16 protein-coding genes and 1 tRNA gene are annotated in these 24,093 nt (G+C 43.6%); 8 read left to right on the top strand and 9 right to left on the bottom strand.

The window, feature by feature from the left end:
* The first annotated feature begins 49 nt into the window (after positions 1 to 49).
* The 7 genes from ACL9RF_RS07230 (at position 50) to ACL9RF_RS07200 (ending at position 8,453) form a co-directional block, all read left to right on the top strand.
* Positions 50 to 2,917, top strand: a complete 2,868-nt coding sequence (locus ACL9RF_RS07230; protein WP_422799933.1) for a M16 family metallopeptidase — start codon at positions 50 to 52, stop codon at positions 2,915 to 2,917.
* A 113-nt stretch (positions 2,918 to 3,030) separates the two neighbouring features.
* Positions 3,031 to 3,118: transfer RNA gene (locus tag ACL9RF_RS07225), tRNA-Ser, on the top strand.
* A gap of 349 nt (positions 3,119 to 3,467) precedes the next feature.
* Positions 3,468 to 4,049, top strand: a complete 582-nt coding sequence (locus ACL9RF_RS07220; RefSeq protein ID WP_422799932.1) for a Crp/Fnr family transcriptional regulator — start codon at positions 3,468 to 3,470, stop codon at positions 4,047 to 4,049.
* Positions 4,050 to 4,118: 69 nt separating this feature from the next.
* Positions 4,119 to 5,006 (top strand): EamA family transporter, encoded by an 888-nt coding sequence (locus tag ACL9RF_RS07215; RefSeq protein ID WP_422799931.1) that lies wholly within the window; start codon positions 4,119 to 4,121, stop codon positions 5,004 to 5,006.
* Between the two features lie 308 nt (positions 5,007 to 5,314).
* Positions 5,315 to 5,719, top strand: a complete 405-nt coding sequence (locus tag ACL9RF_RS07210; RefSeq protein WP_422799930.1) for an NUDIX hydrolase — start codon at positions 5,315 to 5,317, stop codon at positions 5,717 to 5,719.
* 521 nt (positions 5,720 to 6,240) lie between these two features.
* Positions 6,241 to 7,104 (top strand): helix-turn-helix domain-containing protein, encoded by an 864-nt coding sequence (locus ACL9RF_RS07205; protein ID WP_422799929.1) that lies wholly within the window; start codon positions 6,241 to 6,243, stop codon positions 7,102 to 7,104.
* 518 nt (positions 7,105 to 7,622) lie between these two features.
* Complete coding sequence (locus ACL9RF_RS07200) at positions 7,623 to 8,453, top strand: haloacid dehalogenase type II (protein ID WP_422799928.1); 831 nt, start codon at positions 7,623 to 7,625, stop codon at positions 8,451 to 8,453.
* 69 nt (positions 8,454 to 8,522) lie between these two features.
* Here the strand turns inward: ACL9RF_RS07200 and ACL9RF_RS07195 are convergent, their stop codons facing one another.
* Both ACL9RF_RS07195 and ACL9RF_RS07190 read right to left on the bottom strand, forming a co-directional pair.
* On the bottom strand, positions 8,523 to 8,963 hold the full coding sequence (locus tag ACL9RF_RS07195; RefSeq protein ID WP_422799927.1) for a hypothetical protein: 441 nt from the start codon (positions 8,961 to 8,963) through the stop codon (positions 8,523 to 8,525).
* A gap of 324 nt (positions 8,964 to 9,287) precedes the next feature.
* The gene (locus tag ACL9RF_RS07190) at positions 9,288 to 10,187 is read right to left on the bottom strand and encodes a helix-turn-helix domain-containing protein (protein ID WP_422799926.1); all 900 of its coding nucleotides are present in this window, start codon (positions 10,185 to 10,187) and stop codon (positions 9,288 to 9,290) included.
* Positions 10,188 to 10,653: 466 nt separating this feature from the next.
* On the opposite strand from ACL9RF_RS07190, the gene ACL9RF_RS07185 reads away from it, so the two are divergent.
* Complete coding sequence (locus tag ACL9RF_RS07185) at positions 10,654 to 13,872, top strand: S41 family peptidase (RefSeq protein WP_422799925.1); 3,219 nt, start codon at positions 10,654 to 10,656, stop codon at positions 13,870 to 13,872.
* Between the two features lie 43 nt (positions 13,873 to 13,915).
* On the opposite strand, the gene ACL9RF_RS07180 is transcribed toward ACL9RF_RS07185, so the two are convergent.
* The 7 genes from ACL9RF_RS07180 to ACL9RF_RS07150 form a co-directional block, all read right to left on the bottom strand.
* Complete coding sequence (locus tag ACL9RF_RS07180) at positions 13,916 to 14,344, bottom strand: TRASH domain-containing protein (RefSeq protein WP_422799924.1); 429 nt, start codon at positions 14,342 to 14,344, stop codon at positions 13,916 to 13,918.
* A gap of 26 nt (positions 14,345 to 14,370) precedes the next feature.
* Positions 14,371 to 15,480, bottom strand: coding sequence for an efflux RND transporter periplasmic adaptor subunit (locus ACL9RF_RS07175; RefSeq protein WP_422799923.1), 1,110 nt, complete (start codon positions 15,478 to 15,480; stop codon positions 14,371 to 14,373).
* On the bottom strand, positions 15,470 to 18,661 hold the full coding sequence (locus ACL9RF_RS07170) for an efflux RND transporter permease subunit (protein ID WP_422799922.1): 3,192 nt from the start codon (positions 18,659 to 18,661) through the stop codon (positions 15,470 to 15,472). The genes ACL9RF_RS07175 and ACL9RF_RS07170 overlap by 11 nt, the downstream gene beginning before the upstream one ends.
* 11 nt (positions 18,662 to 18,672) lie before the next feature.
* The gene (locus ACL9RF_RS07165; RefSeq protein ID WP_422799921.1) at positions 18,673 to 20,061 is read right to left on the bottom strand and encodes a TolC family protein; all 1,389 of its coding nucleotides are present in this window, start codon (positions 20,059 to 20,061) and stop codon (positions 18,673 to 18,675) included.
* 88 nt (positions 20,062 to 20,149) lie between these two features.
* A complete protein-coding gene (locus tag ACL9RF_RS07160) occupies positions 20,150 to 20,578 on the bottom strand; it encodes an HYC_CC_PP family protein (RefSeq protein ID WP_422799920.1) in 429 nt (142 codons plus the stop codon).
* A 384-nt stretch (positions 20,579 to 20,962) separates the two neighbouring features.
* Positions 20,963 to 23,125: a hypothetical protein gene (locus ACL9RF_RS07155; RefSeq protein WP_422799919.1), complete on the bottom strand. Its 2,163-nt coding sequence runs from the start codon at positions 23,123 to 23,125 to the stop codon at positions 20,963 to 20,965.
* 268 nt (positions 23,126 to 23,393) lie between these two features.
* Positions 23,394 to 24,092 (bottom strand): 4'-phosphopantetheinyl transferase family protein, encoded by a 699-nt coding sequence (locus ACL9RF_RS07150; RefSeq protein WP_422799918.1) that lies wholly within the window; start codon positions 24,090 to 24,092, stop codon positions 23,394 to 23,396.
* Position 24,093: the final 1 nt, after the last annotated feature.

Below are 24,093 nucleotides of genomic sequence, written 5' to 3'. Positions count from 1 at the left end.
ACTTCGCAAAATAGTGGTAATTTGCAGAATAAATCAAACTACTAAATTAATGAAAATTTTCAAACCCTTAATGATCGCATTTTTATTGCCCGTTACCTTTGCAGGTCTACAGGCGAAGCATTGCGTTAATACTGGTATGGTAGCCCAGGCCAAAAGTATTCTTGCACAGGATACTTTGAACTGGGATGCTAAACTTCCATTCGACAATGAAGTATTAGTAGGGCAGTTAAAAAATGGTTTTAAATATTATATACGCCGCAATACGGAGCCAGAAAAAAGAGTTACCATGTACCTCGGTGTTAAGGTGGGCTCGATTCTGGAAAATGAACAGGAGCTCGGATTAGCGCATTTTTTGGAGCATATGAATTTCAACGGACTGAAGCATTTTCCGAAAAATGATTTGGTAAACTACCTGCAGAAGGTGGGGGTACGCTTTGGCTCGGATTTAAATGCTTATACGGGTTTTGATGAAACCATTTATCAGCTTCCTATCCCTTCGGATGACCCTGAACTTTTAAAAAATGGCCTTTTGGTCATGCGTGATTGGGCACAGGATGCCTTGCTGGATACCGAGGAGATTAATAAGGAACGCGGCGTGGTTTTGGAGGAGATGCGCGGTGGTCGTGGTGCGGGGCAGCGTATGCAAGATAAGTTCCTTCCGGTGTTGTTGAATGGCTCTTTATATGCTAAACGTTTACCCATAGGGACGGAAGCGAACATCACAAATTTCAAGCCTGAGGTTATCCGCGCATTTCACCAGAAATGGTATAGACCCGACCTTCAGTCTATTGTTATTGTCGGCGATATCGATGTTAAGGAGATAGAGAAAGAGGTCGTGCGTTTGTTTTCTGACCTCAAGACACCGAAGAACCCTGTACCACGAAAAGAGTATAAGGTCGATTTACTCCATAAAAATCAATATTTAGTGGTCACCGATCCAGAGATGCCATCCACCGTAGGGCAGATTATTATTAAACATCCTACGGAGAAGGTTAAAACCGTGGGCGACTATCGTGTTTCCATGATGAAAAGTGTTTTTAATCAGATGATAAACGCCCGGTTAAGCGAAATTGGTCAGCAACCAAACCCGCCCTTTATTCAAGCGGGTATCAGTATATCTGCGTTGTTCGGGGGCTTAGATAACCTGTCTATGTATTTTGTTGCGAAGCCTGCTGCGATAGAGGAGGGTTTGAAAGCGACGATGCGTGAAATGGATAGGGTGCAGAAGTTTGGTTTTACAGATACGGAATTTAATAGAGCAATTGCGGCCTTTGAGAAAGGAAATGAGGTGGCCTACAAGGAGCGCGACAAGCGTAAGTCGGATGGGTATGTCTCTGCCTATATGGAAAATTTCACCAAAGGTTCTGTGGTGTTGAGTAATGAAGATAGCTATCAGATTACAAAAAAGTTGCTGAAAACGCTAACCTTAAAGGAGGTGGAGGCTATAGGTAAGCGTTATTATGTCGATAATAATCGCGATATCATTATTCTGGGGCCGGAGAAAGATAAAGATGCGATGCCTACAGAGGCCATGGTGAATTCGTGGCTGGCAGCGGTAGATAAGGAAGAAATATCTGCTTATGAAGATAAAGTTTCGGAATTGCCGTTGTTAAAAAATGAACCGCAAAAAGGAACGGTGGTATCTACAAAGGATATTGCAGCAATTGGAACCAAGGAGTTGCTGTTGAGCAATGGTGTTAAGGTGATCTTAAAGCCTACAAACTTTAAAAATGATGAAATTTTAATAGCTGCAACAAGTCCGGGAGGGTCATCCTTGTATTCGGATGCGGATTATATGTCGGTAGCAAATGCGGCGGGTTTTGTGAATGCTTCGGGCTTAGGCCAGTTAAATACTGTGGAGTTGCGTAAGTATATGAACGGAAAGAATGTCGGTATTACACCGTATATCGGCGAACTCTCGGAAGGGCTTTCCGGATCGACGGATAAGGAGGGGCTAAAAACAGCGTTTGAACTTATCTACGGTTATTTTACGGAGCCTCGATTGGATGATGATATCTTCCAAAGTGGCATCGCCCGGACTTTGTCGAGTATGAAGAACCAGGAAGATGATCCTTCTTTCGTGTTTTCGGATGTTATAACACGCACCTTGTATCAAGGGAATATCCGCCGCTCACAGGTAACCCCGCAGGAGGTGAAGCAGATCGATGCAAAACGCGCACTAGCAATTTATAAGGAGCGCTTTGCCGATGCCTCGGATTTTACGTTCACCATTGTAGGATCTTTTGATGAAGCTGAAATTAAACCTTATTTGGAGCAGTACTTGGCTGCACTCCCGAATTTAGGTAGAAAGGAGTCGGCCAAGGATTTGGGCTTAGTGGAGCCGGCAAAGGGGCTGGAAAAGGTTGTGTATAAGGGTAAGGAGTCTAAAGCGCAGGTGCAGCTGGCTTTCTATGGCGATTATAATTATTCGGACGACGAGAATATAAACTTTGCCGCTTTGGAGAGTGTGTTGACGATAAAGCTTCTGGAGCGTCTTCGTGAAGATGAAAGCGGCGTTTATGGTACGGGAGCGAGTGGTAGTTACGCTAAATTCCCTCGCGAGCGTTATAGTTTTAGCATCGGCTTTGGTACTGGCGTCGATAAGTATAAGACTTTAATAAATTCGGCCTTAGAGGAAGTTGCCAAGATTCAGCAGGAGGGCCCACAGCAGGTGGATATCGATAAGTTTGTGGCTGAAAAGAAACGAGGTTATGAGTTGCAGTTACGTGAGAATGGTTTCTGGTTGGGTAACCTCTCGTCGGCTTATCAATTAAAAGAAGACCCTACAGATGTGTTACGTTTTATAGATCGTTTAAATAAGGTTAATGTGGCTTCGGTAAAAGCGGTGGCTGAAAAATACCTTAAGACAGATCGCCTATTTAAGTTTATATTATTGCCTGAAGCGCAACAGAAATAATTTTATTTAGCGCTGTATATACTGGTTTACAGCGCTATGTTTTTGCGAGGTGAAAAAAGTGTAATGCTTTATTTTGTAGCACCATTTAAAATGCTATATTTGCACTCGCATCCGGAGAGATGTCAGAGTGGTCGAATGAGCAGACCTGGAAAGTCTGTATACGGGATGACTGTATCGAGGGTTCGAATCCCTCTCTCTCCGCAAAACATAAAAAAGTTCAATCCACAAGATTGAACTTTTTTCGTTCCGTACCGATTCCTATTATTGGATGAGAACCCGCGGGGGTTGATTCGACGAAGGTATATCCTTATGGTTGAGGCTAGCGGGGCTGATTCTATTTCCCTATCTAAGAAAACACTGATAATCAGCTGTTTTACCTTTGGCTAACTTTTTTTGCTATATTATTTATTAAATTCAATTTTAATATGCACAAATGCACAATTGGACCAATGGACCAAATTAATAGTCCTACCGACAAACAAATAGACAGGCAATTATAGAGCGCTATAAAGGAATAAATTTTTGTAGATTTATAGCATAAAATGTAAAAATGGAGCAGAAGTTTTTTATGGCTAATCTGAGGCGTTATGGGCTGCTTACGGAGGAACATATCGAGGCTTTACGTGCACTTTGTCAGGAGGTAATGGTAAAGAAAGGGGAGGTGATTCTCGATATTGGTGAGGTGCCACGATATTATTACTACGTAGAAAAAGGACTCTTTTCCTATTATTACCTGACAGAAAAGGGCGAACATATCATTAAAAATTTCTTTCCGGAAGACACATTTATCGCTTCCTTATCTGCGCTGCTATACCAGAAACCTACGCTTTTTGCAATTCAGGCTTTGGAGGATAGCCTTATTTATAAAATAGCCTGGGATAGGTTTCGCGAATTAATGGTGCAACAACATGATGTAGCTCTTTTTTATATTACTTACCTGGAGGAACATTGGGTAAAAGCGAAAGAAATTGCCGAAATTACATCAAAATTTGACACTGCAGAAATACGATATAGAGATTTCATCGCCACATACCCACATTTGGCCCAACGGCTAAAACAACACCATATCGCATCGTATTTAGGCGTTACCCCAACGCAGTTGAGTCGTATCCACAAACAGCAAAAAAAATAGCTGCTATCAACATATGTAAAGGTTTAAGTCCGGCAACAGGTTTAGTTTTGCAAACTCAATAACAATAGCATGGACAAACAAAAACTACTCGGCGCGCTCTTTGTACTATTAGGCGCAATAAGTTACGGCATTTTAGCTACCATAGTAAAATATGCCAATGGCTTAGGTATACCTATCAGCTCATTAACCTTTTTCCAATTTTTCATTGGATTCGTAATCCTTGTCCTGATACGTATTTTTAGTAAACCCGCGATGAAGCCGTCTTTGTCATCACTAGTAAAGCTTCTAGCCTGGGGTGCCTCCTTGGGTGTTACCACAACGTTATATTACCTCTCTATCCAATACATTCCGGTATCTGTGGGGATTATATTGCTGATGCAATCGATTTGGATAAGCCTACTGTTGGAGGCTATTATTACCAAACAGATGCCGGCAATGAAAAAAACTATAGGCGCTCTATTATGCATCGTAGGAACCCTGCTGGCTACAAAAATTTTCGGTACTGCGGTAACCTTAGATTGGCGTGGTGTAGGGCTTGGAATTGGGGCAGGACTATCCTATACTATTTCGATCTATTCTTCAAGCAGCATCGAAAAACAGCACCCTAATTATATCCGAAGCTTGTATTTGGTGGCTGGCGGACTAATTGTTATTTCCATATTCTGGAACCTGAAGATTATCGAAAATATTTCTGTACCGTCGCTCTCATGGGGAGCACTTCTGGCGCTGTTTGGCACCGTTATTCCCCCCTTACTGTTTACGGTTGGCATTCCAAAAACCGGTATAGGTATAGGTAGTATTCTTTCGGCGATTGAAATTCCTGTTTCCATATTTTCTGCTTTTATAATACTGCAAGAACAAGTAACAGCGATGCAGTGGTTCGGGGTTTTAATTATAGTATTTTCCGTCGTGGTAGTAAATATCAACCCAACTAAAAAGCCGGCGAAAACATTGTAGCCTACAAATAAGCGGATTAGCAGGGCAGGGCTTAAAATTAATTTTTTATACTAAAAATATTAGTATATTTGTCGTTCGCTCATAACTTCTAGATCAAAAATTGGTTAGTAAAGCCTTTTATCTCTCCGGTAGAAGGCTTTTTTGTTTCGTAACCGTCTAATCTACCCTGTAGAAGAATTGTTGAAGCTAAAAATATTAGTTTTGTGCCCTGGGTAATAGATAAGGAAAGAGCGGTATACCTTTACCGTATTAAAAATACAATGTACCTTGCACCTGAAAATTGAAAATAATAAGATATAAGCAATACCATGGAAATGCAATACATTGATAAAGTAGCCTGGATACAAATTCAAGATAGAAAAGTGTTAGGAGCACTATCTCAGGGCAAGACAACATACTATTTCCCCGGCGGAAAAAGAGAAGGAAACGAAAGCGACAGCGCCTGTCTTATTCGAGAAATAAAAGAAGAACTGTCGGTGGATTTACTACCGGAGACCATTCGTTTTATGGGCGTATTTGAAGCGCCTGCCGATGGTCGTAGTCCAGAAATCCTGGTTCGTATGCGCTGCTATTTTGCAGATTATTCCGGTACACTGCATCCTGCAAGCGAAATTGATTCTTACCAGTGGTTGTCCTATGCAGACAAGTTGAAAACATCTGCTGTAGTACAGCTTATTATAGACGATTTGCAAAGGCTGGATTTAATGGATTAACCTATAAAAGCTCCTGCTGAAAGAGGCAGAAAAATAAAAACGTCTAAGGCGGGGAACCTCAGACGTTTTTTAACTAACCAATTATTAACCTAAATTATGAATGTACTTAAATAATACAATTGCTGTGCCATCCGTTTTTGTGATTACATGTTTTAACATCATTTAACAAAAGCATGACTTTAAGCTGATTTTTACCTTTCTTTATTGAAAAAATAGTAACCATATCTGGCTTACAACGGTATTTTCAGCCGTATAATTCCTTTTGCAAATAACATATCCCCACCCTAAACCCCTAAACCTCTAAACACAGGCAGAAGTCCAACCGATTTTAATAATTGCAACGATACAGCCAGCGCAGCAACAGCAAGCAGCATCGGGAAATATGGTCAAACAACCGGGAAAAAATGATAACATGTAAAATATAACCTGAAGTACATTTGTCGTTGTATATTTAAGGAAGATATTAAAAATTATTTTTTGAATATTCAACAATTTGATGGTTTTAATTGTATAGTGCATAGATGATTAACGAATATAAAGATGCGATAACGCTCGCTCGATTTACAATGCACAGCAATAGTGCTTCATTAAAAGGAGCAGGCCTTTTAAACCCTATAGCACCCCTAAATACCTTTGTGTACAACAAGGGGAAAGACCAATATGTAACCATAGATGAAGTACAGTATACCATGCCCGAAGGCGCCATATTGCCCTTGGTATCGTTGCAGAATTTCACCTTCGAAAATCCCGAAGCGCTGCTGGCATGGCAGTTTAACCGCGAATTTTATTGCATAGTAGATCACGATGCCGAGGTAGGCTGTGTCGGTTTTCTGTTTTATGGTATTGAGCATCCCATGTTTATACAACTCCCTGCCGCAGCACGGGAAGATATACTACACCTGGAACGCCAGTTTATGGACGAGTGGCCAGCGAAAGATGGTTTTCAGGGCGAAATGTTACGTACACTCCTAAAACAGCTTATCATAAAAACAACACGATTGGCCAAACAGCAAAGTGAAGGCTACCAGCATTTTTCGGAGGATAAGATGGACCTGATACGTAAGTTTGCCTTACAAGTAGAAAGCAACTATAAGTCCGAACACACAGTCAAATTTTATGCCGATAGCCTCCACAAATCGCCAAAAACATTGAGTAATATCTTCGCCCTGTTAAGGCAGCCAGCACCGTCAAAAATTATTCAGCAGAGGATTATTTTAGAAGCCAAGCGCTACCTGCACTATACCGATAAATCGGCCAAAGAGATAGCCTATGAATTAGGTTTTGAAAGTCCCGCACATTTTAGTCGTTTTTTTAAACTTCATGGGGGCAGTACGATTTCTGCATTTAAAGCCGCTAGATCTTTAAAAGATGGCACTGCCGGATAACCCCGAGAACAGCCGCCGCTTACCAAGGTTAATTTCAGCGTGTATCCATATCAATGGCCCAATGTGCTAAGTATAGTGTTTTATTCATGGAATAATTGTCTGACCTCCAACGAATCGCAACCAGGTTTAAGGTTGCCCTAATACGCGGACAACATTTTCAGCTGTTTTTCTTAGCCTTGGAGCGGGTTGTCATTTACTAAGCGTAGCGAAGAAGGTGCAGCGATGAATATGGAATTTACACCTGAAAAACCTCTTTCACAGGTTACCTTTCCTTTAAGCCCTGTTAAAAGGAAATCCCAGGCCTGATGCACCCCATATATTACATATATTATCTTCCTTCCTGATACGATATACATAGAAACTCCGGGCGACTTGTCTTGGAAAATAGGAAGAGGTAAGGTTAAAGACAGCCTGATAGTCGGGAAGTATAGCTACGAGGAAAGGGAATATGGACATCTCCCTCGGCTACGATTAGGGCGACCTTTGTTATTTGGTATTTACGTTTAAGTTATGTTGTTATGGAAATAAATAGAAGAAATTTTTTAAAAGATACGCTAAAGTTGGGAACCGCAGGGGCAATATTGCCGGCTTCCTTATCGGCCTTTGCTTTACCTGCAGCTGCAAATCCTGGTGAAGGTCTGCACATACTACAACCTGAAGGGAAAAACCGCTTTGCAGGTAGACCCAAAGTTTTATTCTTTGATGTAAACGAAACCTTATTAGATTTGGAGCCCCTCAAAGTTCAGGTAAATACACTGCTCGGAAATAAGGATTTGGGTACCCTATGGTTTACGAGTATGCTGCAATACGCATTTGTAACTTCCTTGGGCAGACAGTATGCGGATTTTGGTACGGTGGGAGCAGCAGCATTAGAAATGATCGCAGCAAACCATGGGATATCCTTAAAACCTGGCGACGCGATGGCCGTTGTAAAACAAATAATGCACCTTGAGCCACATCCCGATGTTAAAGAAGGGCTCTCGCTCTTAAAAGATGCTGGTTACACACTTGTTTCCTTTACCAACTCCTCCAATTATGCGGTAAACCAGCAGCTTCAGCATGCTGGGATATCATCCTTTTTTGATCGTAGGATTAGCGTGCAAGACTTCGGTCGGTTTAAACCCGACAGGGATGTGTACGACTGGGCTGCAAGGTGTATGGGGGTATCCAATCGCGAGAGTATGCTTATTGCGGCGCATGGCTGGGATATTGCTGGTGCGGCATGGGCAGGCTGGCAAAGTGCTTTTATTGCGCGTGCCGGACAGCAGATTTTTCCCTTAGCACCGCAACCTCAGCTGTATGAAAATAATTTAACAGCGCTAGCACAAGCGTTGACAGAGATGCGGTAGATAGTGGGTAGTACCACAGAAAAAACAGGACCTGGCCTTGTATTAGCCTGTCCTGTTTGTAATTCGATTTTACTGAATGCTTAAACTGTTATAGTTTTTGTCTTTTAATTCAAAGAGGTAGATCCAGGCATTGGCTGTCGTTTGTATGCTAGGGTGCAGTGCCGCCTTTGGCGTATTAAAAAAGGCAAGGGCTTGTTCACAAACAACGGTTTTAACACCTAACTCTTCCGCCTTTTGGATAAAAGGCAACAGCGATTTATTATCCGCTAACTCTTTAGCTAACTCACCCATTACAACGATCTCAAAGGCATAGTTATTTTTTTTAATCGCCATAGACTCTGCCGTAGATACAGCAACAGGATAGTGTCCGGCTTTACTTAGCAGGATGGCAAATTTGGTCGATGTGCCCTTGTATTGTACAGGCGTTTCCTGTTGTTGCGCCTTGCTGGGCGTGGGTACGAAGAAGTAAAGACTTGCAAATAGGGCGGCTAAAATAGTTTTTCTTTTCATGTGGCTATTTATTAAGATATATAAATTCATATTTTTTGTTGAATTAAAGACGCGGTACAGTTCCAAAGCGGGCTCCATTTTACAGGGCAATACCGATTTTTTAGATCCAGAGGTAAATTTTTATAGTCTAGCGATTGCGCAGCGGAGCTTTCCTAGGTATTCCGTTTTTAGCCTTTATTTCCCGTATTAGGTTGCTATCAACAGCGCTTTGTTCCCTGCTAATCGCTTATCCTGTTGCCAGGAGGGATGTTTACCTTACCGAAGGCAAAGGTCATGGAAATAAGTAAAATTGTGCTGGTAGATATTGGAATGATGCTGGTATTTTTAGGAAATACTGTTTCTAAAAGCCGATGGGGAGAGCTGGGTATGACGTTTAAAGTATTTTACAAAGTAAGAGGCATCCTCAAAACCTAGGTTGTAGGCAATTTGGTTGATATGGAGTTCCGAATGCAGCAGCATACGTTGAGCCTCCAGCACAATTCGCTCCTGAATAAAAATAGACGGACTTTTTCCTACTATTGTATTGGTGATGTCGGCGAGTGTTCTAGTCGAGATGTTTAATCGGCTGGCATAATCGGCAACGGTAAGTCCATTTTTATAATGCGCTTCGACAAGATTGTTAAATCGAACCAATTGCTTACGTTTTTCGTCTACCGGAAAAATGGGGCCAGAAATTTGTTTTTCATAAGCGTTTTTGCAACGTTGTACCTGTACCAAAAAAGATTTTAGGTACATGCGCAGAAGCTCATCTTTACCAAAAGTGTCGCTGTAGTTTAGTTCTTCCTGAATTAACGTTATATAGCTATCCAAAATAGCATCGCGCTTATTACCGATACAACAGGAGGGTGTTTTATAGGGGTTATTAAACAGATTACATTTGATAAAAAAATCAATCTCACTATCTTTTTGCACCAGAAAGGCTTCGTTAAATTGTAGGATGATACCGGTGCAATTAGCAGTGGTATCAAAATAATGCGCCTGGTTTTTGGCAATAAAGAAAATAGCGTTATCCTTAACTTCGTAAGCTTTAAAATCTACAAAATGATTACCATGCCCCCTTTTAAACCATATCACCTGAAAGAAGTTATGGATATGGGGCTTACGCATTACAGCCGGATTGTTGTTTAAGTAGTGCTGTAAATCATATAAGGCAAAATGTGTCGAATCTATAGAAACCTGCTTAGAACTGTTGCTGTATGGAATCTCTTTCTTTGAATATGTCATTGCTGTCTTTACGATGTAGGTAACGCCTGAGGTTATGCCTGCAGGGTATCCGGAGTAAACGAATGTACAAAATTTAAATCTTTTAAGCTGGAGCTTTCTGCAGGTATTACAGATTTGTACCCACAATTTTCCAATTTAAACGGTATAATATGGGCTCAGCCAAAGCTTTAGGCCACCCTTATCAAGAAGCGCTGCTGTCGTAGGTAAATAAACTGTAAAACAGTGTTTTCTAATATTATTTCCTGCTGGCATTAGATTATCGGCCAGGAGTTTGGTTGTCTGCGCTGTATTAATACCTCAAAAATGGATATGATAAAAGCAATCAACGACTTAATAATATACTAAATCTATAAAATAAGTAGTTTAATTTTCAGATTCTTATACATTTTAGTATATAATAATCATGAATTGTGCTGCAAAATCGATAAATTGGTCCTACCTTATTAATTAGCTTAAAAAATTAGATATGTCAGTTTTTAAAAAGAAGTGGACAAAAACAGCAGCCTTGTTGCTAAGCTTAGGCGCGGCTGGTTTAGGCCAGGTTCAGGCACAACAGGAGGCACTGTGGATCCGGTATCCGGCAATTTCTCCGGATGGAAAAACCATCGTTTTCGGGTATAAAGGAAACCTATTTAAAGTAGACGCAAAAGGAGGATTAGCACAAGCATTAACGGTTGGCGCATCCTATTCTACCATGCCGGTATGGTCGCGTGATGGTAAAACCATTGCTTTTGCCAACGACCGATACGGCAACTTTGATGTGTTTACCATTCCTGCCGAAGGGGGTACTGCAACACGTATTACCTTTCACTCGGCCAATGATTACCCGTATGACTTTTCGGTAGATAACAAAGAGGTAATATTTGGTTCTGCCCGCCAAGGAACGGCAGAATCGTCGCGTTTCCCTAGCGTGCGCCTATTCCAAAACTTGTATAAGGCACCGAAAAATGGAGGTAGACCTGTATTGATATCTGCTGCAGGCATTGAGAATGCCCATTTTAACCCCGACGGTACGGCCATCGTATTTCAAGACCGTAAAGGCTATGAAGACCCATGGCGTAAACACCATACCTCCTCCGTAACGCGCGATATTTGGTTATACGATCTTAAATCCAAACAATATCAAGCCTTAACAAACGAGGAGGTGGAGCATCGGGAACCGGTATTTTCTGCCGATGGCCAATATGTATATTACCTAAATGAAAAAGACGGTACCCAGAATTTGTATAAAAAGGGGGTACGTACACGTATTGCAGATCAGCAACTTACAAAATTTTCGAAAAATCCGGTTAGACACCTATCCATTGCGAAGGATAACACCTTAGCATTTACCCAAAATGGCGAGGTGTATACCCTAAAAGAAGGAGAAAGTCCGAAAAAGATTAGCATAAAAATTGCTGTAGAAGCCGGCGATGTGGAGCGTAATAACGCCGTATTATCGGGGCAGGCAAGCGAGTTTGTACTTAGTCCGAACAACAAGGAAATCGCCTATGTATCCCGGGGTGAGGTATTTGTGACATCCGTGGAGGGTAACTTCACGACACGTATTACCAATACCGCATCGCAGGAGCGCATGGTACGTTGGGCACCGGATGGTAAATCTTTGATCTATGCTGCAGAGCGTGGCACCCAGGGCTGGGGAATTTACGAAAGTCGGCTGAAGGATACCACGGAGGGAAACTTTTTCCAGGGCACCCTTTTTATCGAGCAACCTTTAATAACGGGGAAAACGGATAATTTTTCGGCTAAATTTTCACCCAATGGGGCGCAGATTGCCTATATCGAAGAGCGTAATATCTTAAAGGTTTATGATGTAAAAACAAAAAAAACAACCACCCTATTGCCGAAAGGACATAACCATTCCTATGCCGATGGGGATTGGGGTTTTGAATGGTCGCCAGATAGCAAATGGTTGTTGGTAGACGACCAGAAGGGCTTTTTCTCGGTGCGTAATGCAGCATTGATCAAGGCCGATGGATCGGGAACTATTCAGTATCCTATAAACTCGGGATTTGGCGAGTCGGGGGCACGATGGGAGATGGGCGGTAAGCTGCTGACCTGGGAGAGCTCGAAATATGGACGTAAGTCTTTAGCCAATCAAGGAAGCCGCGAAACAGATATTCTGGGGGTATTTTTTAACCAGGAGGATTACGATAAGTTTACCTTAAATAAGGATGAGTTTGCCTTATTCAAAGATACAACCGACAAAAAGAAAGATCCAAAAAAAATAGAAGATCTAAAATTAAATTTGGAGAACCTACGCGACCGTGAGGTGCGTTTAACCATAAATAGCTCCTCTATAGCAGACTATGTCATAACAAAAGACGGTAGCAAGGTGTATTACCTTTCTGCCTTTGAAAGAGGCTATGACCTATGGCAAACGGAGCCACGTACGCGCGAAACAAAAATTCTCGCTAAGCTAGGAGGTAGTCCGTCGGGCATTGAATTAAGTAAAGACGAGAAATTTGTGGTGGTCTCCAACCGCGGTAACTTAACCAAGGTGGAATTGGCTACGGGAAAAGTAACGCCTATATCTGCTACTACCGAACTGGAATTAAACGCGTCCGCCGAGCGTCAATATATTTTCGACCATACCTGGTTGCAGGTAACGAAAAAATTCTATGACCCAACAATACATGGCATAGACTGGAAGGGCTACTATGCTACCTATAACCGCTTTTTGCCGCATATCAATAATAACTACGACTTCCAGGAGCTGCTTAGCGAACTTCTAGGCGAGTTAAATGCCTCCCATACCGGCGGGCGATACAGTCCGCGATTTGCCAATGCCGACCAAACGGCATCTTTAGGCTTGTTGTACGACGAGACGTTTACGGGTAAAGGCTTAAAAGTTACCGAAGTTATTGCTGGTGGCCCTATTGCCAAGGCAAAATCAAAAATAACGGCTGGTACGGTAATCTTAGAAATTGATGGCGCTGCAGTAAACGACGAAAACGATTGGTCGAAATTCTTAAACCGTAAAACCGGTAAATATGTTAAATTATCGGGTGTTACAGCCGCCGGACAGCCTTTTACCGAGACCGTAAAGCCGATTTCCTTTGGCGAGGAGAATGCCTTGATGTATAAAAGATGGATTACCTCGCGGCAGGCATATGTAAATAAAATCTCCAACGGCAAGATTGGTTATGTGCATGTTGAAGGCATGAACGACGGTTCGTTTCGCGAGTTTTACGATAAGGTAATGGGCGAGAATAGAGATAAGGAAGCCCTTATTGTGGATACCCGTTTTAATGGTGGGGGCTGGTTGCACGACGACCTGAACACCTTCCTGTCAGGGAAAGAATATTTAAAATTCGCTCCACAGGGAAATGTCCTCAAGTCTGGGGAGCCAATGACGCGCTGGAGTAAACCCTCGGCCGTGGTCATGTCGGAAGGAAACTATTCCGACGCCTTTATTTTTCCTTATGTTTACAAGCAGAATGGGTTAGGGAAATTAATCGGTATGCCCGTACCGGGAACAGGAACAGCGGTATGGTGGGAAACGCAAATAGATCCTACCTTGGTGTTTGGTATTCCTATGATCGCTACAATCGGTGCAGAAGGGCGCCCTACAGAGAACCTGCAGTTGGAACCTGATATTCGTGTTCCACTACCATACGAGGCATTCTTAAAAGGAGAAGACCCTCAGTTGGAAAGAGCCGTACAGGAGCTTTTGAAAAAATAATACAAATAGAAGAAGGTGTCCTCCATCAGGACACCTTCTTACTTTAGTTGCCGGCTTTAAATTGCTGGTAGCTGGCCTCATTTTTGAAGTAGGCGACTTCACCCTGATTACCTATTAATACAATATAAGCATCTGCTTTATCGACAGGTTCCAGTGTATGAGGGTCCTTTGCATAGCGTACCACGCTATCCTTTGGGATGCGCTCCTGGCACATTTGGCAACAGCCGTAATAGGTTTTATTTTGGTAGCGAACTTCCAATTGGGGGGTACCCATAAAGGCATCGTTTACCATACATACCAAATGCGAGGGTACCGAATCGCCCTTGTTGTACGCGCTATTGGCCTTGTCGCTTTTGGGTACAACAACAGTAGTCTCCGTGGCAGTATCCGCTATCTTACTGTGCTGGGGTTGGCAACTGCTTATTCCTAGCAGCATACCCGTTAGCAGAAGGAGTTTATCTAAAATTCGCATATCTTTCCTGTTTTTTTTATTATGGATTAATTACTATACTGCGCAATTGCTGCTCCGTTTTGTATCTCCTCAGAGCCATTTTTCAGCACATCATCTCCCGGCTTTAAGGCGCCAAAAACCTCTACCATATCCGGCATTACACGCCCTTTCGTTACGGGCACATGCTGCGCTTTTCCATCCGCTACGCGGATAATATACAGCTGCATAGGGCTTTCTACCAAGGCACTTTTCGGAACAAAAAACGTAGGCTCTGTATGCTGCAAAGTAAGGCTAGTTTCTGCAATCATATGCGCCTTTACGGCCCTACTAGGGTTGATAAAATCGGCTTCAATTTTTTCGGATCTGAGTTTACTATCGAGGCTTCCCGACTTTCGGCTTACGCGCGCAAAATACCTTTCCTGTGGTTGCGAGCGTATATAAAAGAGAATGGTGTCTCCCAGGTTAACATAAGGCGTATTCGCCTCGGCAATGGATAGGTTAAGGCGAAGTTTTTTGTGGTCTTCTATAACCAGCAGGGGCGCAGCATGCAGGGGCCCAACATAAGCCCCAATATCTACATTACGCGCGGTAACTGTACCTGCAAAAGGTGCCCTTATTTGCAAGTAGCCGCTCATGGCCTTCACCTCATTGTAGGCCGATTTTGCAGCATTAAGCTGTGCTTCGTCGGCAAGTTTTCGAGCCTTCATAACATCCAGCGCATCCTTTGCTATAGCACCAGGGGTTTCATGGGCTTTAACCGTTCTATCGTAACTAGCTTTTGTGGCTAGGTAAATAGCCTCTTGTGCAGCCAGCTTGGCGGCAGCATTCGCGAGCTGCGATTCTATTTCCGGCGCTTCCAATTCCACCAATACCTGTCCGGCAGCGACCGTAGATCCGATATCTACCCGAATATGCTTCACGTAACTGTTAACCTTCGCAAATAAAGCCGTTTGGCGGTCGGGTTTAAGCTCCCCCGCAAGCTGTAGCAGCACCTTGGGGTTTGTTTTTTTTAAGGCCAACGTTTCGAAAGGAGCGGCCATAGGCATAGCCATAGCCTTATCTTCCAATTTTTCGGTTTTCTCCAACTTTTGTGGCTTTGAAGTGCAGGCCATTGCCAGTACGATAAAAGGCAGCAGTAAGTAAGCTTTAAATTGCATTATTATCTGTTTTTATGGGTGTATATAAATAACTATGACGATCGTCAGGGTCTAATGACGGAGATTGTATGCCGCTCTTATGCTGCATCCAGGCAAATACCATCGGCAATATGAAAAGCACCGAAATAGTGGATGCTATAAGTCCGCCGATTACGGCTCTCCCCAGCGGAGATACCTGGTCGCCACCTTCGCCAAAACCAATAGCCATCGGCAGCATACCGGCCGACATGGCAAGCGTTGTCATAATAATGGGGCGCATGCGCAGTTGGGTTGCGGTCAATGCCGCAAGCGTCGCATCCCCATGTTGCAAACGCAGTACCTCGGCATTGCTTATTAGCAGCACAGCATTGGCGATGGATACGCCCACAGCCATTATTAAGCCCATGTACGACTGCAGATTTAGTGTAGAACCGGTAATCTTTAACAGCAGCAAGGCTCCCAATACCACGGCCGGAATGGTGCTGAGTATAACCAGCGATACACGAAAAGATTGAAAGTTTGCGGCGAGCATTAAAAAGATGACCACAATAGCCAGCCCAAGGCCAGCGCCTAAATGTAGCATCGTTTCGTCCAGTACTGGCGTCATGCCGGCGAGATGAATGTTCACCCCTTTAGGGAGTTCACCCAGAGCAGCTATAGCCGCCTCAATATCCTTTTTTGCGCTGCCCAGATCCTTATTTTTTATATTGGCTGTTACCGTAGTGTATCCCATTGTGCCCAGGTTGTAGCTCTCCCCTAAAGTTTGGGTCGGTATTATACGCGCAACATCGCCTAATACAGGTCTATCGGCATTTTTTGCTAATGGGATATTGGCTAGCGCTTCCGGGCTATTCACCATGGTTTGCGGCATCTGTACCTGTACATCGTAGGCAATCCCCATCATACCACCGACCCACATGTTTTTGTTCGTATAGCGTGAAGAGGCTGTACTAGCTACTAGAGATCTTGCAATATCTTGTGCATCTAAACCAAATTGTGCAGCACGATTTCTATCGATATTTATCGCCAAAGCCGGATAGTTTACAGACTGTGGTATCTGCTGGTCGCGTAGATAATCCAACGTTTGGAGTTGCTTTAACAGCTTATTGGCGGTCATAAGGTTCATGCTCTTCATCATGCCCGATACCCGTATTTCTATGGCCGTGGTAGCCCCTTGACTCAGCATTTTCTCGGTCAGCGCTATAGGCTCAAAGGATAACCCAAGTTCGGGCATTTTTTCTTTAATATGTGCCCTTATCTGGTCTTTTAAGGTTTCCATATCGCCCTTAAAATCAGCCAGTGCTACCTGTAGTAAGGCTTGATGCGGACCGGAATTGTACAGGTAAATCGGACTTACCGCAAAACTTGATGGATGCTGACCCACAAATGCCGAGGATATAGCAATTTTATCTTCCCCCAATAGCTGCGTAAGTTCCTGAAGGAATGTTTTTACGTAAACCTCAGTTTTTTCAATCCTTGTTCCATCAGGCGCGGTAATACGCACTTGAAACTGACTGGTGTTTACCGCAGGCAAGACATCCTTTCCTGTGTTTAGGTACAGGAGAGATATGCCTCCGATCATCGCCATAAAACTTAGGCTTACCAGGAGCTTTTTATGGGGCATGGCACGCTGCAACTTTTGGTTAATACGGTATTTAAAACGCTCAAAACCCTCAAAACGCCCGCTAGGCATGGCAGGTACGGTAGGCCCTGGGCTATGCTGGGGCTGTCGTTGCATAATCCAGTTGGCCAGTATTGGAACAAAGGTCTGGGATAGCAGAAAGGAAATAATCATGGAGAAACCAATCGCCAATGCCAAAGGCAAAAATAAAGCCCCCGGGATACCCTGCATCATAAACGCTGGTGCAAATACGGCCAGGATACAGAGTAGAATGAGCAATTTTGGAAAGGCAATTTCCTGGCATGCGTCTAATATGGCTCTAGCTTTGGACTTAGGAAGGGCAAAATGTTGGTGAATGTTTTCTATGGTCACTGTACTTTCGTCGACCAAAATACCGATGGCCAAGGCCAGGCCCGACAGGGTCATGATATTAATCGTCTGTCCAAAGATTTTTAAAAAAAGAATACCTGATAGAATCGCGATTGGTATGGTTAATATAACAATTAAAGCCGCGCGGGTATCGCGCAAAAATAAGAGCACCATAAGCCCCGTAAGCAGTGCTCCTAATATTCCTTCCAGCACTAAGCTTTTAACCGCATTGGTGACATACACCGATTGGTCAAACTCGTAGGTTACTGTAACATCATCGGGTAAGTTTTGCTGGATATTGGGAATGGCTTTTTTAAGATCTTGAACCACAGCATAGGTGGAAGCTTTTCCCGACTTAGCGACATTGATGTAGACCGAACGTTTCCCGTCGACCAGGGCATAACCTGTAGTAATATCGGCACCATCTTTAACCGTCGCCACATCGCGGATATATACATTGTCTACCTGCCCTTTAAAAAGGGGGATATCACCAAATTCGGCCACCGATTTTAAGGTGCTATTGGTTGGTGTAAGGTAGTTGATGTCGTCTATATAAATATTTCCTGCTGGTGCGGTAACATTCTGCCGACTGATGGCCTCGACAACTTGTTCGGGCGACAGCTGATGTGCACGTAGTTTACTGGGGTCGATGTTGATTTCAATCGTCCGCGGACTACCGCCAAAGGGGGGCGCCGTCGTTAACCCTGGAATGGCTATCAAAAACGGACGTGCAGTGAAATTGGCAATATCCTGCAGCTGGTTGTTGGTTTTTGTATTACTACGAAAAACCAACTGTCCGACCGGTTGCGAAGAAGCATCGAAGCGTATAATAAACGGTGGTGGTGCACCTGGTGGCAAAAATACCTGCGAACGGTTGGATAGTGCGTTTAATTGTGCTATGGCTTCGCCCATATCCGTGCCCGCATAGAAGCTTAATTTCATTAAGGTAAGCCCCTGTGTATTTTTGCTCTCTATACTTTTGATGCCATTAGCAAACAGCATCATATTAACATACATTTTAGTAAAGTATCCTTCCATCTGCTCGGGCGTATACCCGTTAAATGCGTGTGCTATATAGACCACAGGAAGGTTTATTTCGGGTAGGATATCTACCTGGATATCCTTTGTCGCACGTATACCAAAGAAAAATAGGCCCAATACCAATACCATAATGGATATAGGCTTCCGGAGTGCAAATCGTATTAAGTTCATGTTATTTCTCTTTAGTCTTTGTGATGAGGTAGTAAGGTGCTTAAATCTCCCTGTGCTGCCGCCAATAACAGTAATGCCTGCCAAACATTATTATGGGCAACCTCCTGTTCAATCTCGGCTCGGTTTATACTGTATAAAGCCTGGGTATAGTCGACCAGGGTCGACAAGCCATTTTCATAACGTGCCATCTGCTGCTTAAAAGCCTGCTCGGCAGCTTTACGTTGCACAATTGTTTCCTTAAGGTTTTTATAAGCTTGTTGCAGCTGCGCCTCGCCCAGCTGCAGTTGGGCTTGTAGCTCCTTGGCTAAGCCATCATACTGCTGGCGTAAGGATTGTGTAAGCAGCTGTTGTTCTTTTATTTTCGCAGCATACCGTGGTATCTGTGTAAGGTTCCAACTTAGGGTAAGGCCTAGCAGGTAATTCCCACGGTCTATGCCGACACCTTTTGGGTAGGCAGTCGAGAAAGCCTGGGTGTTCTGCGCGTAGTTGTGCGCAAAACCAGAACCACGCCCTTGTAGGACAGCCGCTGCAGAAAGGCTGGGCCTGCGCTCTGCCGTTAACAGCGACTCCATCTGCTTACTAAAATCAATTTTTTGGCTTTGCAGTAGCAGTAGTGGATGTCCTTTAGCCTGCTGTTGCTGGTACTGCAACAGGTCCATCGGCAGCGTACTGCTGTATGCGCTATCGAGCTCATATGTTTTAAAGCTGTCGCCCATAAGTACCGCAAGCTGCTTGTTATAGTCCAGCACCTTGTCCTGTGCTTTTATCTGTAAAGAGCGGGCATGCGCAACTTCTGCTTCCGCTAAAGCAGCATCCACCTCGGGCAATAGGCCACTTTCTGCACGCGCAGCCGTAAGGGTATAAAATACCTGTGCCCGGTTTACATTTTTGCCTTGCACCTGGTATAAGCGCTGGCAGGCAAGCAGCTTTAAATAGGCGGCAGCGACTTTAACCTGATGCTGAAAAATTTCCTGATTAAGGTCTGCAGCGGCAGTCCTTTCTGCGGCTACGCCTAAACCAATTTGGTTTTTAACGCGGCCAAAAGTAAAAACATTCCAGTTGATATGGGCGAGGTACAACGCGCCAAAACCGGCATTCCAATTCTGCTCTGCCAGCGGCATAGACGTAGAGGCGATGCCGCCGCCGGCAAGCATAGGCCCGTGTATCATATTAACGGTACCATAGCTCTGCTGTGCCGAAATATGGAAATCCGGTAAGTGAAGCTGGCGCAGAAAGGCTGTGTTTTCTGCCGCGGCAGCATGCAAGGATTGCTTGGCTTTTAGCGCATCGTAGCTTTCGGTAGCCCTTTGTATGGCCTCAGAAAGCTGCAGCAGCTGCGCCGATGCATGCCCAGTCGCCATCAATACCAGACCAAGGCTGGTAAGGAGTTTAAATTTCATGGTATATATATAGAATTTAAAAAATTAGACGTAAGGATGTTATACAGCCGATGGAAAACGACCGTATATAGATAGCCATACGCAGCTGTTAAATTCTATATATGCAGTTTAAAATATAAATGGAATTGCCCTGTTTTGGGGCTTTTGAAGATAGGAAATGCGGGTTAGGCTGGCAGAAATCAGGTGTAAGGGCATGCTCAAATACGGCACCCAGCTGTTTGGCGGGGATAGCATCGCCCCAAAATTTTACCGACAGATCGCTATGGTTTTGCTTTTTTAGCCCTTCATCTACTTTAACAACCTTAACTTCATGTTTGCAACAGCCCTGTTTTTTAGACTTAAGGTCCTTTTCTTTGGCCATACAAATGGGGCAGGGCTCAGTGGGGTTTTCTTGCGCTGTGCTCGACAGACTATATAGCTTTACAGCCATAGTTTTGCATACATGTGTATACTGGGTGAAGCCTGTAGACAGCACCAGATAGAGTGTAGAAAATAATATGACCGCTAATTTTTTCATTTGCCGTGTACAAAGCTAAGAAAAAATTAATCGTTTGTATACCCCTATGGCAATATCGCTAGGAGAGGGCATAGGATTTCAGCGTCCCCACATATTGAACCCTATACGCTGTAGCGCATAGTTTGGCAAAGGATGGCAGGTAGGGTAAAACAAAGGCGAGCTTAAAAAAATTAAACTATACGGCATGGAAACGCATAATTATACTGTTCCATATAGGCTGGTTGTTACTGCATCCCGTATAGCAAGTAAGGCCTACAACAAACCCTATACAGCAGGCAAAACTAGTACATAAGTAGCCCGACAAAAGCAAAAACCGCGTTGTATTACTGCTATATATTGCAGTATTACAACACGGTACTAAAGCATTCAAAAAAGCTACCGCTATTATTTGTCCATAACGATATAATTTGGATACGATTCAGGATTTGGCAAATCAAACTTTTCATCGTAAGGCTGCGTACCCTCCTTATTCGAATACAGCGCCACACGTCTAACCCCCGATGCGGTGCTACCCCCTATACCATTCACCACATTCAGTATATTACCGTTGCCCGCAAAACGTGTGATACACATTTTCTCCAGCTTCACCTCAGGGCTGTTGGGGGCTTCAAATCCATTTTTCTTATTTACCCTGCCATCTGTCCCCGTGAAAACAGCATAAGAGCCCAAGCCAATACTATGGTGCACCTTCACGGTATTGGCCACTTTAAATGCCGCATATCCATCCACACGGCCATCCTGACTGCTCCAGCTTGCCTGATTCGGTGCATCGTAGGGCGGCTCATTCTGAAAGAAAAATGTTCTGCCCCGTTCACCTAACCACAGCACCTCATACTCCTGATAATGTTCCGCAAAAAGAGCATACAGTGTAACATCATCCCCCGTAACAATAAGTCCGTTTTTTGCCCTGTCCCTTGTCCAGCGCAAGGGGCCCCCCGGTTGCGAGCCATGGTCGGCACGCCATAACCAAAAATGGTCTCCAACAACATGGTTACTATTTATTTCCATAGAAGCATGAATTTGAACATTTTTTGCCTGTACGCCACCCACGCGGCAGGTTATGTCAGACAGAAGAATAGGGTTTGCCGCATGGTTGGCATCCGCACCCGCATTGCCGATACGCACCTGGTAGGTGGTGCTATTAAACGAGTCCATTAACAAACCCGCAATAATTATCCCCTCCTTATCATCCGCAAAGATACAGCCCCAGGTATTATTTTCTGTAGGCGCTAAGGTTACCGAAGCGATGCCGGCACCCAGGAGGATAGCATTTTTCCGATTCACCTGAATAGGGGCATTTAAGGCATAATGTCCAGGCGTAAAAAATATATTCTTCCCCGCCTTCAATGCTTGGTTTATCGTTACCTCCGTATCGCCCTCTTTGGCTACATACCACGAAGTAAGTACGTCCTGCACTTCCCCTTTACCCATATCCGTGTCCGACCAAGAGACGCCAACCCTATCTCGCTGCCATGCCGGTACAAACACCTTATAGGCACCATCTTTGTCGATAAACAGAAAAGGTTTCTCCCGGATGATTGGTGTTGTAGCCACAGGCGTGTTGGTAGCATCCGCCGCCGGCGGATTTACTACCCCCTGCCACAGCATATTATAAGAGCCACCCATACTGCCCGAGCCAGCCGGGAAAACAGCATTTCGAGTATACCACTGCTGCTGTCCGCCCCAGTCAGGGCGATTGCTGCTGTAATGCGTGTCGGCAATGAAACCACCGCTACCCCAAAAGTTGCTATTTCCGATATCCGAAATATATTTAGATGTACTTTCAATATGCATCCTTCGGGCACTCGTAGACTGAGAAACCGTCCACGCAAAATCGCGCATCACACTGATATTTTCAACGGAACGCCAAAATGTACACGTAGCATTTGCACCACCCGAAAGGTGAGGACGCGTAAACAGAGCACCCACCTTAACATCCTGCGGCACACGGCCGAGGCCGCCAATATGTGCATAGAAACCTAATTCTATAGCATTTGCCGCGGCAGAAGAAGCCGAGCCAGTACCTCCAGGATCGTACGATTGCCCTTTAACATTAGGTTTTAAATAATACGCCTGTCGTTTTGTGGTCCATTCGCCGTTCGATCCGCCCATACCGATGCTGCTAAACTGCGCATTAATATCGTTGCGTGCTGTAGCTGCCGTTTCATACTTTCTATCGTAGAAATACATATGCTCACCAAACAACTGATTTTCTAAGGAAAGCATTATGCTGACACCATTGCGCGTTATTTTATAGTAATTTTCATATTTATTTGCATGGGGTTTGGTATCTGTAAAAGTTAATTTGGAGGTCGCAGCAACCTGCACAAAATCTGTTGCAAGGCGACTGCCTCCACGGCTTATTACATAATTTCCAGAAGTGCCGAATGCCGGCCAGGTTAAGGTTAGCTGTTTTTTACGGTATTCAATTTTGCCTTTTATTTGTGGGTCTACTCGTGTTTCACCATAGGTAATGGAAGGGGTAAAACTAAATAAGATTAAAATAAATGCTAGTGCTGTGCTTACAGAAATTACCTTTTTACGCATAAAATTGTTTTTAAAATGATTGATATAGGTTGATATAATTTAAGATTTAGGAATTTCTAAGATAGTAAAAAAATCCATGTTCGCACCTTACGAGTTAGATTTTCAATGTAACTTTGTCGTAGATAAAAGGCTATTATTAAGTTACTTGATGGTGCAATGAAGTGCCGTTTATGCAAGAAAGCCTAGGTAAACCGTTGTTTATACCAATCTTCTGAAGCCAGAAAGATAGCGCTGTAGCATCCACAACAGCAGTTATAACCACAAATGCTTAATCGCCCAAGGCGATTAGGGCAGCCTTATAAAAAGCCTGAAGACTAAAAAAGTGAACCCGGCATTCCGGATGTTTATCCTGCGCACATACGGATAACGTATAACCCGCTATACAATCCAAGGTTTCAAAATACGCCGCTACCGGTTTATTATTTTTTTGCAGGCGTATATTACCGTTAAGCCACGAAAAATGTAAGGCGGTAAGATCCTCAGTTAAACCCTTTCCGGTAGCCTTAATATAACTTTCTTTCAGTGTCCATAATTTAAAAAAAAGTACTGTTTTTTCGTAATCTTTAAGTTTTTGCAGCTCCCTATTTTCCATATCGCTACAGGCTACCGCAGCAATATGCGTTCTGTTGGGTCTTATTTTTTCAATATCAATACCTACTAAAACAGGAGCTACCACAGCAACCACCCAATTACCGGAATGCGAAATATTAAAATGTAAATCAGGATAATGCGGAAGAAAGGCTTTACCATACCGTTGATAAGCGTAAACAATATCGGTATTAGGAACAGCATAATGCTTACACAAAATATAACGGGTTAACAAATCGCCAAGTAAACAATGTATAGCATCCATTCGCTTATGGAAACGACGTATCCTGGCTTTTTTGTCCGCATCGATATATTCCGTTAGTTTAAGGAATTGAGCGTCCGTTAAATCCTGGTCAATATGAACTGCGTAAATATGCATT

This window comes from Sphingobacterium sp. Mn56C (genome assembly GCF_049319645.1).
In the GTDB taxonomy this organism is placed as follows: Bacteria; Bacteroidota; Bacteroidia; order Sphingobacteriales; family Sphingobacteriaceae; genus Sphingobacterium.
This window is presented reverse-complemented; position numbering and strand designations above follow the sequence as displayed.